The sequence below is a fragment of the Micromonospora sp. NPDC047762 genome (assembly GCF_043204655.1).
Taxonomy (GTDB): domain Bacteria; phylum Actinomycetota; class Actinomycetes; order Mycobacteriales; family Micromonosporaceae; genus Micromonospora.
The window spans coordinates 44205-61893 of the sequence record NZ_JBIDCQ010000012.1 but is presented as its reverse complement, the minus strand read 5'-3'; the positions used below and the strand labels follow the sequence as shown (position 1 = coordinate 61893).

General features: G+C 72.3%; 17 protein-coding genes and 1 pseudogene. 13 read left to right on the top strand and 5 right to left on the bottom strand.

The window, feature by feature from the left end; translation table 11 throughout:
• Nucleotides 1-21 precede the first annotated feature (21 nt).
• The 4 genes from ACGF3C_RS29680 to ACGF3C_RS29665 are packed head-to-tail and all read left to right on the top strand — an operon-like array spanning nt 22 to nt 1821.
• Nucleotides 22-789 (top strand): SGNH/GDSL hydrolase family protein, encoded by a 768-nt coding sequence (locus tag ACGF3C_RS29680; RefSeq protein WP_393227170.1) that lies wholly within the window; start codon nt 22-24, stop codon nt 787-789.
• Nucleotides 790-812: 23 nt separating this feature from the next.
• Nucleotides 813-1229 carry a YchJ family metal-binding protein gene (locus ACGF3C_RS29675; RefSeq protein WP_357234092.1) on the top strand — a complete coding sequence of 139 codons (417 nt, stop codon included), beginning with the start codon at nt 813-815 and terminating at the stop codon, nt 1227-1229.
• A 3-nt stretch (nt 1230-1232) separates the two neighbouring features.
• Nucleotides 1233-1403: a hypothetical protein gene (locus tag ACGF3C_RS29670; protein WP_393226995.1), complete on the top strand. Its 171-nt coding sequence runs from the start codon at nt 1233-1235 to the stop codon at nt 1401-1403.
• 31 nt (nt 1404-1434) lie between these two features.
• A complete protein-coding gene (locus ACGF3C_RS29665) occupies nt 1435-1821 on the top strand; it encodes a hypothetical protein (RefSeq protein ID WP_357234086.1) in 387 nt (128 codons plus the stop codon).
• A gap of 46 nt (nt 1822-1867) precedes the next feature.
• Here ACGF3C_RS29665 and ACGF3C_RS29660 read toward each other — a convergent pair whose 3' ends face one another.
• Both ACGF3C_RS29660 and ACGF3C_RS29655 read right to left on the bottom strand, forming a co-directional pair.
• Nucleotides 1868-3193 carry an MFS transporter gene (locus ACGF3C_RS29660; protein WP_393226993.1) on the bottom strand — a complete coding sequence of 442 codons (1326 nt, stop codon included), beginning with the start codon at nt 3191-3193 and terminating at the stop codon, nt 1868-1870.
• Nucleotides 3194-3436: 243 nt separating this feature from the next.
• Nucleotides 3437-4549 (bottom strand): hypothetical protein, encoded by a 1113-nt coding sequence (locus tag ACGF3C_RS29655; RefSeq protein WP_357231429.1) that lies wholly within the window; start codon nt 4547-4549, stop codon nt 3437-3439.
• A 216-nt stretch (nt 4550-4765) separates the two neighbouring features.
• Here ACGF3C_RS29655 and ACGF3C_RS29650 point away from each other — a divergent pair, with 216 nt between their 5' ends.
• The 4 genes and pseudogenes from ACGF3C_RS29650 to ACGF3C_RS29635 all read left to right on the top strand — a co-directional run.
• The gene (locus ACGF3C_RS29650) at nt 4766-5875 is read left to right on the top strand and encodes a peptidoglycan-binding protein (protein ID WP_393226991.1); all 1110 of its coding nucleotides are present in this window, start codon (nt 4766-4768) and stop codon (nt 5873-5875) included.
• Between the two features lie 86 nt (nt 5876-5961).
• Complete coding sequence (locus ACGF3C_RS29645) at nt 5962-7536, top strand: FMN-binding glutamate synthase family protein (RefSeq protein WP_393226989.1); 1575 nt, start codon at nt 5962-5964, stop codon at nt 7534-7536.
• 370 nt (nt 7537-7906) lie between these two features.
• Nucleotides 7907-8431, top strand: a complete 525-nt coding sequence (locus ACGF3C_RS29640) for an N-acetyltransferase (RefSeq protein ID WP_357231438.1) — start codon at nt 7907-7909, stop codon at nt 8429-8431.
• Nucleotides 8335-8829 (top strand): annotated as a pseudogene (locus ACGF3C_RS29635) (GNAT family N-acetyltransferase); the annotation flags it as partial. The gene ACGF3C_RS29640 and the pseudogene ACGF3C_RS29635, both read left to right, overlap by 97 nt.
• Before the next feature lie 74 nt (nt 8830-8903).
• Here the strand turns inward: ACGF3C_RS29635 and ACGF3C_RS29630 are convergent.
• Entirely contained in the window at nt 8904-9893 is a 990-nt protein-coding gene (locus tag ACGF3C_RS29630) for a helix-turn-helix transcriptional regulator (protein ID WP_393226987.1), read from the bottom strand.
• A gap of 61 nt (nt 9894-9954) precedes the next feature.
• Between ACGF3C_RS29630 and ACGF3C_RS29625 the strand changes: the two genes are divergently transcribed.
• The 4 genes from ACGF3C_RS29625 to ACGF3C_RS29610 all read left to right on the top strand — a co-directional run bounded on the left by ACGF3C_RS29625 (nt 9955) and on the right by ACGF3C_RS29610 (nt 12801).
• Entirely contained in the window at nt 9955-10425 is a 471-nt protein-coding gene (locus ACGF3C_RS29625; RefSeq protein WP_357234301.1) for a VOC family protein, read from the top strand.
• 57 nt (nt 10426-10482) lie between these two features.
• On the top strand, nt 10483-11670 hold the full coding sequence (gene dinB, locus ACGF3C_RS29620; RefSeq protein ID WP_393226985.1) for a DNA polymerase IV: 1188 nt from the start codon (nt 10483-10485) through the stop codon (nt 11668-11670).
• 121 nt (nt 11671-11791) lie between these two features.
• A complete protein-coding gene (locus ACGF3C_RS29615; protein WP_357234307.1) occupies nt 11792-12160 on the top strand; it encodes a hypothetical protein in 369 nt (122 codons plus the stop codon).
• 158 nt (nt 12161-12318) lie between these two features.
• Entirely contained in the window at nt 12319-12801 is a 483-nt protein-coding gene (locus ACGF3C_RS29610) for a peptidoglycan-binding protein (protein WP_393226983.1), read from the top strand.
• A 94-nt stretch (nt 12802-12895) separates the two neighbouring features.
• On the opposite strand, the gene ACGF3C_RS29605 is transcribed toward ACGF3C_RS29610, so the two are convergent.
• Nucleotides 12896-13300 (bottom strand): peptidase inhibitor family I36 protein, encoded by a 405-nt coding sequence (locus tag ACGF3C_RS29605; protein WP_393226981.1) that lies wholly within the window; start codon nt 13298-13300, stop codon nt 12896-12898.
• 184 nt (nt 13301-13484) lie between these two features.
• Here ACGF3C_RS29605 and ACGF3C_RS29600 point away from each other — a divergent pair, with 184 nt between their 5' ends.
• Nucleotides 13485-16307 (top strand): BTAD domain-containing putative transcriptional regulator, encoded by a 2823-nt coding sequence (locus ACGF3C_RS29600; protein WP_393226979.1) that lies wholly within the window; start codon nt 13485-13487, stop codon nt 16305-16307.
• Here the strand turns inward: ACGF3C_RS29600 and ACGF3C_RS29595 are convergent.
• Nucleotides 16285-17664: a nitrilase-related carbon-nitrogen hydrolase gene (locus ACGF3C_RS29595; protein ID WP_393226977.1), complete on the bottom strand. Its 1380-nt coding sequence runs from the start codon at nt 17662-17664 to the stop codon at nt 16285-16287. The genes ACGF3C_RS29600 and ACGF3C_RS29595 overlap by 23 nt on opposite strands.
• Nucleotides 17665-17689: the final 25 nt, after the last annotated feature.

Genomic DNA, 17689 nt, shown 5'->3' with positions numbered 1-17689 from the left:
AGGTCTAACCTCGCGCGGGTGATGTGGCAGCGGTACGTGGCGATCGGCGACAGCACCACCGAAGGGCTCGACGACCCGGACGGCATCGGTGGCTACCGGGGCTGGGCCGACCGGTTCGCCCTGGCGGTGGCTCGCGCCCAGGGCGGTCTGGAATACGCGAACCTGGCCATCCGGGGCCGGACCACCGCGTTGATCCGCGCCGAGCAGCTCCAGCCCGCCCTCGACCTGGCCCCCGACCTGGCCACCGTGGTCGCCGGCATGAACGATGTGCTGCGCCCCTCCTTCGACGCGGACCAGGTCGCCGGGGATGTGGCGGCGATGCAGCAGGCACTGGTCGAGCAGGGAGCCACGGTGCTGACCTTCACGATGCCGGATCCGGCGCCCGTGATGCCGTTGGCCCGGCCGCTGCGTGGTCGCATGCTGGCGCTCAACGAGGCGCTGCGGGCCGCCACCGCACGGACCGGCGCCACCCTCCTCGACCTGGGCGCCCACCCGGTCTCCTCCGATCCCCGGCTGTGGAGCGACGACCGGCTGCACGCCAACAGCGCCGGGCACGAGCGCATCGCCGCCGCACTGGCGTACACGGCGGGTCTGCCCGGGTTCGACGACTCCTGGACGCAGCCGTTGCCGCCGGCACCCCGGCGGCGCCGCGGCGAGGTGTTCGGCGCCGAGCTGGCCTGGACCCGTCGGCACCTGCTGCCCTGGCTGGCCCGGCACCTGCGGGGCCAGTCGTCGGGCGACGACCGGGTGGCCAAGCGGCCGGTGCCGCTGCCGGTGCCGCTCGACTAGGTCGGGTGCGGCAGGATGGCGACGTGGGTAAGGGTGCGGGACGTCGGCGGGCGAACGCGACAACGGGACGGGCGTGCCCGTGCGGTTCCGGCCGGGCGTACACGGACTGCTGCGCGCCGGCGCACGGCGGCGACGCCCCGGCGACGGCCGAGGCGTTGATGCGCTCCCGGTTCAGCGCCTTCGCCCTCGGCGACTCGGGTTACCTGCTGCGCAGCTGGCACTCCTCGACCCGGCCCGCCTCCCTGGAGCTTGACCCGGGGCAGCGGTGGACCCGACTGGAGATCGTGGAGACCGAGCGGGGCGGCCTGCTCGACACCGCCGGCACTGTGACCTTCCACGCCCACTACCGGGACGCGGGCCGGCCCGGCACGTTGACCGAACACAGCCGGTTCGTCCGCGAGGACGGCCGCTGGGTCTACCTCGACGGTGACCAACCCTGACGGGTGCGCGTCCGCACCGCCACCGCGCCGCGCAGCTTCCGGGCCGACTGGGCCCGGGGCCCTACCAGGATCGTCGTCGGCATCGACGCTGTCGGCGAGTCGAAGGCCCGGGTCAACGTCCCGCACGAGAAGCTGACCGGAGCCGAGCAGGCCGCGGAGCTGAAGGCGTACTGAAGGTGTTGCTCGAAACGGACGGAGACCACCGATGACCACGACATTCATCAACCTGCCGGTGCGCGACCTGACCACCGCGACCGAGTTCTACCGGGCGATCGGCTTCACCAGCGACCAGGCCCAGCCGGACGGCGACAGCACCGTGCTCACCATCTCCGACACCACCCGGTTGGTGCTGCACCTCCGCTCGGGTTTCGAGGCGTACACGGGTGTCGCCGCCGCGGACACGGCGACCAGCCGCGAGGTGATCGTCGGGCTGTCGGCGTCGAGCCGGGGGCAGGTCGATGAACTGGTCGACAAGGTGGTGGTCGCCGGTGGGGAGTCGCTCGGGCCGGGGATTGCCAACGGGCCGATGTACATGCGTGGCTTCCGGGACCTCGACGGGCACCAGTGGTCGTTCCTGCACATGGCCGGCTGAGCGTGCGGCCCGGCGGCGGCCCGCGGAGGCCGCCGCCGGGCCCCGGTCAGTCCGGGCCGCCCGGCACAGCCGCGGCCACGACGGTGGGCACCGTCGTCCGGTGCCGGCGGCGGGTCAGCAGCACCAGCGCCACCACGAGGTACGCCCCGGCGGTCAGCGCGAACGCCACCGAGTTGCCGGCCGCCGTGGCGAGCAGGCCATAGGCGGCGTACGTCACGATGATCAGCACGTCCGTGGCCATCCCGGCCAGGGAGGTGACGGTGGCCCGGCTGCTGCCGACGATCCGGGCCTGGAGCCGCGCGTCGGCCAGCACGGTGGCCAACTGCGCGGCAGCGAACGCCACCGCGAGCAGCACGAACCCCGCCGGGTGCCGCAACAGGGCGCCTCCGGCCAGCGCGACGCCGACCAGCCCCAACAACGCGGCGTACCCTCGGCTGCCCAGCCGCTCCCCCGCCGGGGCGAGCAGCCCACCGACTGTGACTCCGGCCCAGAGCAGCAGGAGCAGCAGGGGTACGGCCTGCGCCCCGACGCCGGTGTCCAGGGCGAGCAGCGGGGTGTACTCGTCCAGGGCACCCCAGTCGGCGGCGACCACGGCCACCAGCAGCACGGCGGCCCGTACCGGCGGACGGGTGCGGACCTGCGAGACCCCGTCCCGCAGCGTGTCCCACCACCCCAGGTCACCGTCGTCGTCCGGGCTCACGGGCTCGTCCTGCCGGGGTGGTGTGGCACCCACCGGCCGGACGGCCGCCGCCGGCTCGGCGACCGGAACGCCGACCGCGGCGGGCGCGCGGTGTTCCGGGAAGCGGGTGGCGACGATCGTGGCGAGCAGGCAGGCGAGCACGCTGGCAGCGCCGACCACCGGGTAACCGCCGACGGCGAGCACCGGGCCGGCGAGCACTCCGGAGACCACCACCCCGAGCACACCGGCCGTCCGCGCCCGCCCGAGCACCCGGGCGTACCGGTCGACAGCGCCGAGCCGGTCCAACTCGGTCCAGACCAACGCCTCCAGCGCACCGGAGACCAGTGCGCCACCAGCGCCCCAGAGCAGGAAGCCGACAGCGAAGGCCGGGTACGAGGGCAGCAGCACCCAGAGCGCGAAACCCGCGGCGGCCACCAGCGGGGCGAGGCACAGCAGCAGTCGGCGGGACAGCACGTCGGCCCAGGCGCCGGAGGGCACCTCGAACAGGATCCCGGCGGCGGACCAGATGACGAAGAGCGACGCGATCTGCCCCACCGACAGCCCGGTGTCGGCGAAGAACACCACGTACAGGGGGTAGAGCAGGACCAGGTCACTGAGGAACGCGTACCCGTAGAGGGTCGCCGTCAGCCGACGGACCGCCGGCTCGGGCACGCGCGAAGCGATGAGGGTCATGGGGCCTTCCCGTGGGAGTGGAGACGGACACCGGACGTGCGGTGACCGTGGTGGCCCACGGGATCGGCCGACGCTGCTGGATCAATGTCGCCAGGTCATGCCCGCGATGCTAGACAACCGGCGCGGCCTCGGCCAACGCTTTCGGCGCGCCGAGCAACGCGAACCGGGCGGGGCGGGGCGGGGCGGACAACGAGAGGCGGGGCGGGATCGAATCGGTCCCGCCCCGCCGCCGTACCGCTGGTGTCAGCGCCGGTCGACCGGCGGAATGACGGTGGTGGTCTCGCTGTCGTCGCTGGTGCGCTGCCCGGGCACCGCGCGATCGGTGCCGCCCGTGACCACCTGGGTGGTGTCGGGGTCGACGCCGGTGCCCACCACCTGCGTGACGTCCGAATCGGCCGAGCCGCTGACCACCTGGGTCGTGTCGTCGGTCGCTGAGGGCCGGGCCGTCGTCGGGGTTGGGTCGTCGGCGGCGCTGCGGTCGACCACCTGGGTGGCGTCGGAGCTGACCGGGAAGTGGACGACCTGGGTGGCCTCCGGGTCGCTGGGCCGCGTCACCACCTGGGTGGCCTCCGCGTCGCTGGGCCGCGTCACCACCTGGGTGGCCTCCGCGTCGCTGGTGGTGGCCGACCGGCGGGCCAGCGCGGCCTCGGCGTCGCGGCGACTGGCCCGGTACGCCTGGGCGTGCTCGGCGATCAGCTGCGACTCCCGCTCGGCGCGGGTCAGCCATGACTCCCAACGGCTCTGCATCGGACGGATCAGACCTCCGCCGACACCGACGACGAGGATGCCGCCGATCGTGGCCAGCACGGCGATCAGCACGGGAGTGGTGACCGCGGTGGCCACGCCGATCTGGTTGAGCGCCGCGATGACGCCGAGGCCGAGGATGAACACCGAGGCGATGGTGGCCAGCACCCGGCCGTACGACAGGCCGCCGAGGGCGCCGCTGATGATGTCCTTGACCGCGTTGGCGATGGCGGCGGCGACCACGACGATGACGATCGCGACGAAGGCGCGGGGCAGCCACGCGATCACCGCGCCGAGAAGGTCGGAGATCGGGTTCGGGCCCCAGATGCCGAAGGCGAGCTGAAGGGTGAACAGCAGCAGCGCGTAGTAGACGAGCTTCGCGACGATGTCACTGGCGTCGTACCGGGAGCGGCTCAACGCGCGGCGGATGCCGCCGCGTTCGACGGCGCGGTCGAAGCCCACCCGTTCGAGGACCCTCTCCACGATCTTCAGTACGGCCTTGGCGATCAGCCATCCGGCCACCAGGATCGCCAGGAAGGCGACGGCCTTGGGCAGGAAGAGCATCACCGAGCGGAGAGCGTCGCCCACCGCGTCGCTGACGTTGTCACTCATCTGGTCATTCCTTAAGTGGGGCAGCCGGAACGGTCCGCCCCGACCTACCCCCGACCCGACACGCGGAAACACAAGTGATCATCAGGCCTGTCGGCCCTCTAGCGCGCGGGCGAGTTTTGGCAATATTCTCCGCAGTGCGTGCGGCCACTGGAGCTACTTTTCATCCCCCCGCCGTCGGCCGCAGGAGGAGATGCAATGCACGTCGACCATTCAGAAGTGGATCGCCGGACGCTGCTGCGGGCCGGTCTCGGCGCCGCCACGGTCGCCGTCGTCGGGAGCGAACTCGCCTTCCCGGGCGCGGCGCAGGCCGCGCCGGGCACCGACCTGGACTGGATCATCAGTTGTGACGAGTGGGCCGCCCGCCCGCCGAAGGACCCGCTGTCGGTGAGCGCCATCGCCACCAACAAGATCATCGTGCACCACATGGCGTTCCCGAACGTCACCGACTACTCCCGTGAGCAGGCCGTCAAGCTGGCCCACAACTGCCAGGACCTGCACATGGACGGCAACGGCTGGTCGGACACCGGCCAGCACTTCACAGTGAGCCGTGGCGGGTACGTGCTGGAGGGCCGCCGGGGCAGCCTGGAGCGCCTCGAAGCCGGCGACCGGCAGATGATCTCGGCGCACTGTCCGGGTGAGAACGGCCGGGCCATCGGCATCGAGAACGAGGGCACCTACGTCACCGAGACGCCACCGGACGCGTTGACCGACTCGCTGGTCAAGCTCTGCGTCGCGATCTGCCGGCAGTACGGGCTGCACGCGTACGACATCTTCGGCCACTGGGACTTCCGCACCACCGAGTGCCCGGGCGCCGCCTTCTACCGACAGTTCCCCGAGTTGCGGCGGCGGGTGCACGCCGCGCTGGGCACCAAGCTCGGTGACGTGCCGGCGCGCCGCTGGCCGGACCTGTGGCGCTTCGTCAACTCCCCTTCGGTGCGGGTGGTGCAGCACCTGCTCGCCTACCGCGGCTACCCGGTGATCGTCAGCGGCACGTTCGACGCCGCGACCGTGGCGGCGGTGCAGGACTGGCAGGCCCGCAACGGCATCGCGGTCGACGTGGACGCCACCCTCACCACGCCGACCTGGGAGACGCTCGCGCCGGAGTTGGACCAGCACGCCGCGGGAGCGCCGGTCACCGCCGTGCAGGAAATCCTCGCCACCAAGGGGTACGCGGTCACCGTCACCGGGGCGTACGACCACGCCACCCGCACGGCGGTGCAGGACCTGCAGGCGCTGCACGGGCTGCCCCGCAACGGCAAGCTCAGTACGAGCACGTGGTGCACTGTCGTCGGCGGGTCGGTCCGCGAGTCGTTCCGGCACCACTGAGCCCAGGGTGGCGGTGCGGGGCTCACCCGCACCGCCACCAGCAGCTCACCGGTTTGATCCGCCGCCCCGGCGGAAAGAGTTGCGGCATGACCTGGGCCCGTCGAGCCGTACCCGCCGTCGCCGCCGCCGTCGCGGCACTCGCCGCGCGGGATCTGATCCAGCGCGACCACGCGCTGCTGCGCAACTTCCCGGTCCTCGGCCGGGCCCGCTACCTGTTGGAGACGATCGGGCCGGAGCTTCGGCAGTACATCGTGGCCGGCAACAACGAGGAACGGCCCTTCACCCGCGACCAGCGCCGCTGGGTGTACGCGTCGGCCAAGCAGGAGAACAACTACTTCGGTTTCGGCACCGACAACGACATCGAGTACACCGCCGGGTACCCGATCATCAAGCACCGCACGTTTGGTCGTGCCGTGCCGCCGTCGGCACCGACCGCCGGGCACGACGTACGGGTGCCCTGCGCGAAGGTGCTGGGCGCGGCACGGGGACGGGCCCGGGCGTTCCGACCGGAGTCGGTCGTCAACATCTCCGGAATGAGCTTCGGCTCGCTCTCCGGCAACGCCATCACCGCGCTCAACAAGGGAGCGGCCCTCGCCGGTTGCCTGCAGAACACCGGCGAGGGCGGCCTGTCGCCGTACCACCGCAACGGTGGTGAACTGGTCTTCCAACTCGGCACCGCGTACTTCGGTTGCCGGGACGAGCACGGCCGGTTCAGCCTCGACCGGCTGAAGAACCTGGTCGCCGGCGCACCGGTGCGGGCGCTGGAGATCAAGCTGAGCCAGGGCGCCAAGCCGAGCCTCGGTGGGCTGCTGCCCGGGGCGAAGGTGTCCGCCGAGATCGCCGCCACCCGGGGCATCCCGGCCGGTCAGGACTGCGTCAGCCCGTCCCGGCACGCCGAGTTCTCCGACTGCGACAGCCTGCTCGACTGGGTGGAGTTGCTGGCCGCCGAGACGGGCCTGCCGGTCGGCATCAAGTCGGCGGTCGGCGACCTGAGCTTCTGGGAGGAGCTGGCCACCCTCATGCGGGACACCGGCCGGGGTGTGGACTTCGTGACGATCGACGGCGGCGAGGGAGGCACCGGGGCCGCACCACTGATCTTCACCGACTCGGTGTCGCTCCCGTTCCAGCAGGGCTTCTCCCGGGTCTACAAGATCTTCGCCGAGTACGGTCTGCACGAGCAGGTGGTCTTCGTCGGCGGCGGCAAGCTCGGCCTGCCGGACAACGCCATCGTCGCGTTCGCGCTCGGCTGCGACATGGTCAACGTCGGCAGGGAGGCGATGCTGGCGGTCGGCTGCATCCAGGCGCAGAAGTGCCACACCGACACCTGCCCCACCGGCGTCGCCACCCAGAACGCGTGGCTCGCCCGTGGGCTGGACCCGGCATTGAAGTCGGTCCGGGCGGCCAACTACCTGCGGACGCTACGCCGGGACCTGACCAGGGTCGCCGAGGCCTGCGGCGTCGAACACCCCGGCCTGATCGGCACCGACGCCGTGGAGATCCTGGACGGCCGCACCGCCTCAACCCCACTGCACGAGGTGTACGGCTACCGACCGGAATGGGGACTGCCCTCGCCCGCCGACCAAGCGGAGATCATCCGGCTGATGGTCCCGGAGGCACGCCAGGGCGGCAGCGCCCCGCCCTCCGCCACTGCCGTCGGTTGAGAGCACGCCCGACGGCCGGCGAGAGCCGCAGGCGCGGAGCAGGGAAGTACCGGGCCCGGGATCGCGGATCGCGGATCGCGGATCGCGGATCGCGGATCGCGGATCGCGGATCGCGATGAGCTTGATGACTGGGCGACATCACGATGACTCACAGACATCAACCGTTTCCCCGCCATGTCCGCGAAGTGCAACCCGCCACCCACCACGACCGCCACCCACCACGACCGCCACCCACCACGACCGCCAGACACGACGACCGCCGGCAGATCGAGAAGTCGGCGGCGGCGGCGCAGTCGGCCAGCGCCGGGCCGTGTCCCGTGCCGGCGATAAACGCGTGGAGCCGCCAACTCACCGCGTCTATGGTGGCGCGGTGCTGATCAGACGCGAGACACCCGCCGACGTCGACGCGATTCGCGCGGTGCACTCCGCGGCCTTCGCCAAGGCCGATGGCGGTGACGGCGTACCGGTCGAGGCGACCCTCGTTGACGCGCTGCGCGCCGATGAGGGCTGGCTGCCTGCGTACTCCCTGGTGGCGACCGATTCGGGCGGCCAGGTGGTCGGGCACGTGGTGGCGACCCGCGGCCGGGTGGGCGGCGCGCCGGTGGCGTTGGGCCTGGGGCCTCTGGGCGTGTTGCCCGACTGGCAGCGGCGCAGTGTTGGCAGCGCGCTGATGCACGCGGTCCTTGGCGCGGCGGACGCGCGGGACGAACCGCTGGTGGTCCTGCTCGGGCATCCCGACTACTACCCGCGCTTCGGGTTCCGGCCGGCCGTCGAGCTGGGCGTCACTCCACCGCAGCCGTGGGGGCCGCAGTACTTCATGGCTCGGCCGATGCACGCGTGGCGCGAGTCCATCCGGGGCGAGTTCCGCTACGCCGGCCCGTTCGACGACCTGTGAACCGGCCCGCCATCCGTCGGCGACGCGCCACCGACCTGGACGGCTGCGTCGCGGCGCTCGCCGAGGTTCACCGGGTCGACGCGTACCCGCTGAACTGGCCCGTCGACCCGCACCGCTGGCTGCGCGAGCCGCACCCGGCGCGGGCGTGGGTCGCCGTCGACGCCGACGCGGCCGTTGTCGGACACGTCGCTGTGCATCGCATCCCCGATAAGGTGCACGGGCCGCCCGGCCGGCCGACGGCTGAGGTGGCTCGTCTCTTCGTGATGCCGAGAGCCCGGGGGTTGGCGCTGGGCAGCGCGCTGCTGGACCGGGCCCGCCAGTGGGCGGGCAAACGCGGGACGGACCTGGTGCTGGAGTTGGCCGCCGACGGCGCTGCGGCCGCCGCTCTGTACGAGCGCGCGGGATGGCGGTGTGTCGGCACCAGCACGGCTCCATGGACCGCCCCCGACGGCGGCCCGGTGTCGCTGCGCCATTACACGCTGCGGCACCGCGCGCCGGGCTCCGACGTCGCACCCGCCAGCACGGCGAGGCGACGGGCGAGCCGGCCTGCGGCCTCGCGCAGCTCGGGAGGCTCCAGCACCTCCATCTCGTGATCCAGGCGGGCGAGGTGCGCGGCGAGCCAGTCCAGGCTGTCGCCGCCGACGACCAGCACCGACCATCCGTCGCTGTCATCCTCGACCCGCCCCACCTGTGGTGGGACCAACTCCCGCAACCGCTCCGGTTCGGCGTGCACCCGCACCCGGGCGAGGTATCGGTACGGTGCCCCGGTCACGGCGCGCTGCACGAAGGCGACCGGATCCGGGTGTTCGCGCGCCGGGAAACGCCAGGTCGTCGCGACCGCAGCCCGGATCCGATCCAGCCGGAACGTCCGCCAGTCGGCGCGGTCGACGTCCCAGGCCATCAGATACCAGCGGCGGCCGGTCGTGACCATCCGGATCGGCTCGACCGTCCGCTCCTGCTCACCAGCGCCCCGGCCGGGATAGTGGAATCGGACGCGTACCCCGTCCCGACAGGCGCGGGCGAGTGTCACCAGCAGTTCCGCGTCGATCTCGGCGACCGGGCCGATGAGGGTGTCGGTGGCACCGTGCACCGCCCGGACCTCGGCGCGGAGCCGCGATGGCATCACCTGATCGAGCTTCGCGAGTGCCCGCAGGGCGGCCTCGCTCGCCCCGGCGACAGTGCCCCCGGCGGCGAGCCGCAGGGACACCGCCGTGGCGATTGCCTCCTCGTCGTCGAGGAGCAGCGGCGGCAGCCGGGTGCCGGCGCCGAGTCGGTAGCCGCCGCCGACGCCCGACACCGCGTGCACCGGGTAGCCGAGCGCCCGCAGACGCTGCACGTCGCGGCGTACGCAACGGCCGGTGACCCCCAGCTCCGCGGCCAGTTCGGCAGCCGTCCAGGACAGTCGTCGTTGCAGCAGCGCCAGCAGGCGCAGCACCCGCTCGGTCGTCGCCTCGACGGTCACGCGTCGATCGTTGCACTGATAGCGGAACAACACTGTCCGCTATCCGCGGGAGGCTGGGATCATGACCGACCAGAACACGAAGCAGGGATCCGCCGTGATCCGCGACGTCCAGATCACCTTCGACTGCGCCGACCCGGCGAGGTTGGCCACCTTCTGGGCCGAGACGCTCGGCTACCAGGTACAAGCCCCACCCGGAGACTTCGAGTCCTGGGATCAGGCGCTGGAGGCGATGGGTGTGCCGCCGGAGAACCGCAACGACGCGTCAGCGGTGGTCGACCCCGAGGGCTCGCGACCACGGCTGTTCTTTCAGCGGGTGCCGGAGCACAAGCAGGTGAAGAACCGCGTCCACCTCGACGTCCGCGCGGCCCCCGGGCTGGAGGGTGAGGAGCGGATGGCGGCGCTGGAGGCCGAGGCCGAACGGCTCGTCTCGCATGGCGCCAAGCGACTCGATCGGCACGAGCCCACTCCCCCGTTGGGCGCCGGCCATCTCATCATGGCCGACCCGGAGGGCAACGAGTTCTGCCTCGACTGACGGGGCGTCTGCCCAGCTCACTGCCGCACCAGGCCGGCGTCATGCGAACATGTGTACGTGTCGCCCGGCGCCAGCATCCTGCACGCCGACCTGGACGCGTTCTACGCGTCGGTCGAGCAGCGCGACCATCCGCGCCTGCGCGGGCGACCGGTGATCGTCGGTGGTGGCGTGGTGCTCGCGGCCAGCTACGAGGCGAAGGCGCGGGGCGTCCGCAGCGCGATGGGCGGCCAGCAGGCGCGTCGGCTCTGTCCGGACGCGATCGTCGTGCCACCGCGGATGTCGGCGTACACGGCGGCGAGCCGCGCGGTCTTCGAGATCTTCCGGGAGACCACCCCGCTGGTCGAAGGGCTCTCCATCGACGAGGCGTTTCTCGACGTGGGGGGTCTGCGGCGGCTGGTCGGGCCACCGGCCGAGATCGCCGAACGACTACGCCGGGAGGTCCGCGACCGGGTCCACCTGCCGATCACCGTGGGGGTGGCCCGCACGAAGTTCCTGGCCAAGGTGGCCAGCGGCGTGGCGAAACCGGACGGCCTGCTGGTGGTCGCACCGGACGCCGAGCTGGCGTTCCTGCACCCGCTGCCGGTGGAACGGCTCTGGGGCGTCGGCCCGGTCACGGCCGCCAAGCTGCGCGAACGCCGGATCCGTACGGTCGGGGAGGTGGCCCGCCTCGGGGAGGCGGCGCTGGTCTCGCTGCTCGGTGCGGGCGCCGGCCGGCACCTGCATGCGTTGGCGCACAATCGCGACCCCCGGGCGGTGCAGGTGGGGCGGCGGCGCGGTTCGATGGGCGCGCAGCACGCGCTCAGTCGTGCCCCGCACGCCTCCACGGAGCTGGACGCCATCCTCGCCGGCCTGGTCGACCGGGTCAGCCGGCGGATGCGGGCGGCCGGGCGTTCCGGCCGCACCGTGGTGTTGCGGCTGCGCTTCGGCGACTACACCCGGGCGACCCGCTCGCACACGGTGCGTAAGGCGACGGCGGACACGACGCCGCTACTCGCCGCCGCGCGTGCGCTACTGCGCGCGGCGCTGCCCGAGATCGATCGCCGTGGCATCACGTTGATCGGTGTCTCCGTGGGCAACCTCGACGACAACCCGGTCCAGCCCGAGCTGCCGTTCCAGCCGGACTCCGGGTCCGATCTGGACGTTGCGGTCGACGCGGTCCGCGACCGATTCGGATCAGCGGCGCTCACGCGTGCGGTGTTGCTCGGTCGGGAGCCGAGCGTGGAGATGCCGCTTCTGCCGGACTGACCGATAAGCGTGCGGCGTCCACGGCCGAGCTGCGATCAGAGACACATCACAGCAGGTCGGCGGTTTAGCCGGCGGCTGACGGGTGACCCTTGTGGGGTACAGCCTGACGAGGGGGGCCACCATGTCCGACGACACCAGCAACCGACCGAGTCGCACCGCCGAGCGTCCGCACGACGTGACCGACCCGCTGCTGTGGCAGCTGGCGATCGATGTGTTGAGCGCACACGAGCCGGACGACGAGGGCCAGTGCCGCAACCTCCAGTGCGCCGGGCAGTCCTGGCCGTGCGCGGCCCGCACCGGCGCCGAGCACTCGCTGCGACTGGCGCGCGGCGCCTCCGCCTCGGTCGAGGGGACCATTGACGGAACCGACAGCGACGACGTCGACACGGATGGGCGTCGCGAGGCGGCGGTACCGGCCCCCCGCTGGGGCTGGAACGCCGGCCCGGTGGCGTCGCACCGGGGGTCGAAGGCGTCCGCTTCGGCGGCATGACCCCGACCTGCGTACCGAACCGCACACGCGGGAACGCTCGGCCGGTGATCCGGCCGAGCGTTCGCAATTGACGTTCGAGCAGGAATTCGTAGATCGATGGTCGCGATGCTTCGAGGCACACGGGGTCGACCCCGGTAGCCCATCCTCAGGAGGAGAGCATGCCGATCCATCGAAGCAACCTCGGCCGCCGCAGCGCCGCCGCCATTCTCGCGACAGTGCTCGCCAGCGCCGGCCTGGCCCTGGCCGCGCCGACCGCCGCGCAGGCCGCCACCACCTGCACCAGCCTGACCTACTACAAGGTCGGTGGTTACCCGGGTGAGATGCACGTGCCGACCGTCGGCTGGCAGGACGGCAACAAGACCTGCTACCTGAAGTACGGCAACTCCAACAGCGCGGTCAAGGTGTTGCAGGAGGCGCTGAACAACTGCTACTCGCAGTCGCTGCGGCTCGACGGTCAGTACGGCACCAACACCCGCAACGCCGTCTTGTACGCACAGCGCGTGATCAACGACACCTGGTCGTGGGCGGACATCGCCGAGGACGGCGAGTACGGCCCGCAGACCCGGGCGTGGATGGGCTTCGCGACCTTCGTGGTCAACGGTGGTCCGGTCATCCCGAACGTCTGCTACTACCCGGGCTGACCGCACGACGGCGCCGGTCGGAATCCCCCGTTGGATTCCGACCGGCGCCGTCGTGGCGTCTCCGACTTCTCTCCCCCACCGGAGACTTCCGCCCTCAGCAGACCCGTACGGCCTCGATGCGCAGGTTCCAGGTGCCACCGATCGCGGCCGAGTCGTACGCCAGGTTCGCCCGATAGCCGTAGGCGTGCTGGTAGCCGAGGAGCCCGGTGGCGTTGGCGTTGTCCCAGAAGGTGGAGACGGTGCCGGAAGCCCGGTTGTTCTTGATCGACTGGGCCTTGTTGCGGAAGTACGAGGGCAGCGTGACGTCGTTACAGCCGTTGTACGGCCCGTCGAGGTAGAACACGTCACCGGAGAAGTTCGTACCGGCGTAGAGGCAGAGCAGGTTCGTGGGGCACGGGTAGTTGGCGGCCTGGGCCGGGCTCGGGGCGACGCCGAGCGCGGCGGTCAGGGCAACCGTGGCAACCAGGGCGGACGTGAGCCTTCGCCGAATATTTCGCACGTGAGTGACCTCCGGGTCTCGTCACGACCGAGGCGGCCGTGAGTCGAGTTGCCGACATCGGATTGAGAGATGTCGCTGTGCCGACGATGATCTGCGCGGTAGGTCGACGGATTCCTGCCGGAACCTCAATCCGGCCGTGTCAGTCGGCTTGGCCGACCGGCGACACGGGGGCGAGCGGCGGTTCATGGAGATTCGGATCCTCGGGCCAGTCGAGGTGTGGACGGACGGCCAGCTGATCGACGCGGGAGCGGCCCGGCAACGCGCCGTCCTCGCCGCGCTGGCGGTCGACGTGGGTCGGCCGGTTCGCGCGGAATCCCTGGTGGATCGGGTGTGGGGTGACTCCCCGCCGCCGCGGGTTCGGCACAACCTGCACGTCTACCTCGCTCGGATCCGCCGGGTGCTGACCGCCGCCGGGGCGCCGGACGCGCTGGTCCGCCGCTCCGGTGGGTACCTGCTGGACCTGCCGCCGGAGACTGTCGACGGCCAGCACTTCGACGCGCTGCGGCGGCGGGCCGACGAACTGGCCGACGACGACCCGGAGCGGGCGGAGCTGCTGCGCCGGGCGATGGCTCTGTGGCGCGGGGAGCCACTGGCCGGCCTGCCCGGCGAGTGGGCGGCCCGGGTCCGGCAGGACTGGCACCGCCGGCACATCGACACCGTCGTGCAGTGGGCCCGCGGCCCGCTTCGCCGGGGTGAGCCGGACGCCGTGATCGACCCGTTGATCCGGCTCGCCGACGACCACCCGCTCGACGAACCGGTCGCCGCCGCGTTGTTGCGCGCGCTGGCCGCCGCCGGACGAGGCGCCCAAGCCCTGGCGTACTACGCCCGCCTACGGGAACGGTTGGCCGAGGCCCTCGGTGCGGACCCGAGCGCGGAACTTCGCCAGTTGCACCAGGCCATCCTGCGCGGTGAGGTCGCCGTGCCGGTGCCCCGCGCCGAACCCGCTCCGACACCGGGCGCGGCCGGTCCCGCCGCGCGGCCGACCCCAGCCCACCCGGTCCCGGCGCAGTTGCCGTCGGACGTCCGGGGCTTCGCGGGACGGGAGGCGGAGCTGGTTCGACTGAGCGCCCTGCGGGCGAATGCCGAGGCGCATCCCGGCGCCGTGCCGGTGGCGGTGCTCTCCGGATTGGCCGGGGTGGGCAAGACGGCGCTGGCCGTGCACTGGGCCCACCGGGTGGTCGAGAGTTTCCCCGACGGGCAGCTCTACGCCAACCTTGAGGGCTACAGCCACAGTGGCGTGGTGCGCACTGCGGAGCAGGTGGTGCGCGGCTTTCTCGCGGCACTCGGTGTGTCGCCCCGGGAACTGCCGTTCGACCCGCAGGAGCAGACAGCGCTCTATCGGAGTCTGCTGGCCGGTCGACGGATGCTGGTGCTGCTGGACAACGCCCGGGACGCCGCGCAGGTCCGGCCGCTGCTACCCGGGTCCGCCCACTGCCTGGTGCTGGTGACGAGCCGGGACCGGCTGACCGGCCTGGTGGCCACCGAGGGCGCCGAGCCGTTGGTGCTGGATCTGCTCACCGCCGGGGACGCGGCCGCTCTGCTGCGGGCGCGGATCGGGGTGCGGGCCGAGAGGGAACGAGCTGCCATCGGCGAGTTGGTCGGGCTCTGTGACCGGCTGCCGTTGGCGCTGGTCGTGGTGGCGGCCCGGGCGGTGGTCCGGCCACAGCTCTCCCTGGCCGAGCTGGGCGCGCAGTTGCGCACCGACGGGGGCCTGGACGGGTTGGACGCCGGCGACCCCGCCAGCAGCGTGCGCACGGCCCTGTCCTGGTCGTACCGCCTGCTGACCGAGTCGACGGCCCGGCTCTTCCGGCTGGTCGGCGGCAGCACGGACCTGACAATCAGTACGGCGGCCGGGGCCAGCCTCGCCGGCGTCGAGCGCCGGCAGGTCCGGGCGGCGTTCGCCGAACTCGCCGACGCGCACCTGGTGCTGGAGCGTGGTCCGGACCGGTACGGGATGCACGACCTGCTGCGGGCCTTCGCGGCCGAGCTTTCCGGCGAGCAGGACCGGACCGGCGACCGGGCTGAGGCGCGGGGTCGGCTCTTCGACCACTACCTGCACAGCGCGCACGCTGCTGCCGTGCTGCTGCACCCACACTGGGACCCGATCGCGCTGCCGCCAGCTGTCACCGGGGTTCGACCGGAGAAGATCAGCGATCACGACGAGGCGGCGGCGTGGTTCACCCGGGAGCGGGAGGTGCTGATCGCACTGGTCGAGCGGTGCGCGACCAGCGGGTTCGAACGGCACGCCTGGCAACTGGCCTGGAGTTTGACCATCTTTCTGGACCGGCAGGGCGGCTGGCACGACCAACTGGCGGTGCAGCGTACGGCGCTGGTCGCCGCGCGGCGCGGTGGCGACTCGGCCGGGCAGGCGCACGCGCACCGCAGTCTGGCCCGGGCCCAGGCCCGGCTGGGCCAGCTCGACGAGGCACCTGGTCAGCTTCAGCGGGCACTGGAGCTCTTCCGGGCCCTCGACGACCCGGCCAACCAGGGGCACACCTGCCTGGACCTTGCCGAGATGGCCGACCGGCAGGGCCGGCGCGCAGAGGTGGTCCAGCACGCGGAGGCGGCGCTGATGTTGTACCGCACCGCCGGACACCGGTACGGGCAGGCGATGGCGTTGAACGCGATCGGTTGGTACCGCGCCCAACTGGGTGAGCACGATGCCGCGATCGAGGCGTGTCGGCAGGGCCTGGCGCTGTTGCGGGAGTTCGACGACCGCCAGGGTGAGGCCCCGACCTGGGACACTCTCGGGTACGCGCAGCACCGCGCGGGGCGACCGGCGGAGGCGGTCGGCTCGTACCGGCACGCGGTGGAGCTGTACCGGGAGTTCCGGGACCGGTACTACGAGGCGGACACGCTCGGGCACCTGGCCGAGGCGCAGGCCGAGGCCGGCGATCCGGCCGGGGCGGCCCGGAGCTGGCGGGCGGCGTTGCGCCTGCTCGACGATCTCGGGCACCCGGACGCGGAGCGCATCCGTCGTCGGCTCACGGACGCCGACCGGCTGTGACCGGCCGGCGGCTCCCGACGACAGCGACGACCAGCAGGATCACTGACAGGAACGGAAACCAGTCTCCCGTACGCGAATAGACAGTGCGCCACCCTGCCGTCGGCGCGGCGCTGACCAACAGCTCAGCGTCACCGGCGGTGGTCTCACCCAGCATCCTGCCGCCGGGGTCGGTGACCATCGGACGGCCGAACGCCGCGGCCCGCACCACGACGAGGCCGTTCTCCACGCCCCGGACCAGTGCCATCCGACCGTGCAGCCAGCCATCGGAGGTGAAGTCCAGGGCGGGAACGAGCAGCACCGAGGCGCCCTGCGCCCGATACCGCCGGACCAGGCCGGGATAGTCGAGGTCCTTGCAGATCGCGACGCCGAACCGCCCCTCGACGACCACCTCGCCGTCACCCGGCGTCAGCCAGTCTTCCAGGCCCGGGATGAGATGCTGCTTCTCGTACGTCGCGACGGTCCCACCCGGTTCGAGCACCAGCGCGACGTTGCTCGCCCTGCCGGCCCGTTGCCGCACCGCGCCGACGACGACCTGAGCGTCGGCCTGGCGGAGCGCGGCCACGAGCACGGGCATGGTCGGGTCCGACACGGCGAACACCTTCTCCGGCAGCACGACGATCCGTGCCCCACGGGCAACCAGACCTTCGACCCGTGCGGCGTAACGGGTGAGCAGGTCACGGCCGGGCGGCTCGTCGATCGGGAGCCCGTCCTCGGGTTGCCGCAGGGCCACCAGGCCGACGGTCACCCGCTCGGCCGGGTCGGGGGAACGGCTCAGCGACCAGGCCGACCATCCGCCGGCGCCGAGCAGGAGGACGAGCAGGCAGGTCAGGGCGGGGCGTGTGCTCGCGCGCAGGGCGGCGAGGGCGACAGGGACGGCGAGCAGCAGGTAGGTGACGCCCCAGACTCCGGTGAGCGCGGTCAGCTGGATGACCGGGCGGACGTCGGCCTGGGTGTAGGCAAGGCTCCACCAGGCGCCGTGCGGCAGCAAGCGGGACGCGGCGTACTCCCCCAGCACCCAGAGCGAGGGCACCGCGAGGACGGCGAGGACGGTTCGTCCGCGCAGCAGCAGTGCGCGGGCGAGCAGGACCGTTCCGGTCGCCAGACCGATGCCGAGCAGGACCACACCGGCGACCACGGGGACCGGTAGTCGCAGGGTGCCGAGGTAGTAGCCGAGCACGCCGCACTGACCGATCGACCAGGCGAGGGCGGTCGCGCACAGCGCGGTCCGCGGGCGTACCCGCGTCGAGGCGAGGATCAGCGGGAGCGGGGCGAGCCAGGTCAGCGCGGGGACAGGGTGCAACCCGGTGCCACCGAACCAGAGCAGGCCACTGAGGAGCGTGGCGAGGATCGTCATCATGTGTCGAGCGTGTGGCGCGGGCGGC

Excerpts from the sequence above, each read along its gene's own strand:
- ACGF3C_RS29600 (WP_393226979.1), top strand. The coding sequence starts at position 13,485 with ATGGAGATTCGGATCCTCGGGCCAGTCGAGGTGTGGACGGACGGCCAG.
- ACGF3C_RS29595 (WP_393226977.1), bottom strand. The coding sequence starts at position 17,664 with ATGATGACGATCCTCGCCACGCTCCTCAGTGGCCTGCTCTGGTTCGGT.
- ACGF3C_RS29655 (WP_357231429.1), bottom strand. The coding sequence starts at position 4,549 with ATGAGTGACAACGTCAGCGACGCGGTGGGCGACGCTCTCCGCTCGGTG.
- ACGF3C_RS29645 (WP_393226989.1), top strand. The coding sequence starts at position 5,962 with ATGACCTGGGCCCGTCGAGCCGTACCCGCCGTCGCCGCCGCCGTCGCG.
- ACGF3C_RS29665 (WP_357234086.1), top strand. The coding sequence starts at position 1,435 with ATGACCACGACATTCATCAACCTGCCGGTGCGCGACCTGACCACCGCG.
- ACGF3C_RS29680 (WP_393227170.1), top strand. The coding sequence starts at position 22 with ATGTGGCAGCGGTACGTGGCGATCGGCGACAGCACCACCGAAGGGCTC.
- ACGF3C_RS29625 (WP_357234301.1), top strand. The coding sequence starts at position 9,955 with ATGACCGACCAGAACACGAAGCAGGGATCCGCCGTGATCCGCGACGTC.
- ACGF3C_RS29610 (WP_393226983.1), top strand. The coding sequence starts at position 12,319 with ATGCCGATCCATCGAAGCAACCTCGGCCGCCGCAGCGCCGCCGCCATT.
- ACGF3C_RS29615 (WP_357234307.1), top strand. The coding sequence starts at position 11,792 with ATGTCCGACGACACCAGCAACCGACCGAGTCGCACCGCCGAGCGTCCG.
- ACGF3C_RS29660 (WP_393226993.1), bottom strand. The coding sequence starts at position 3,193 with ATGACCCTCATCGCTTCGCGCGTGCCCGAGCCGGCGGTCCGTCGGCTG.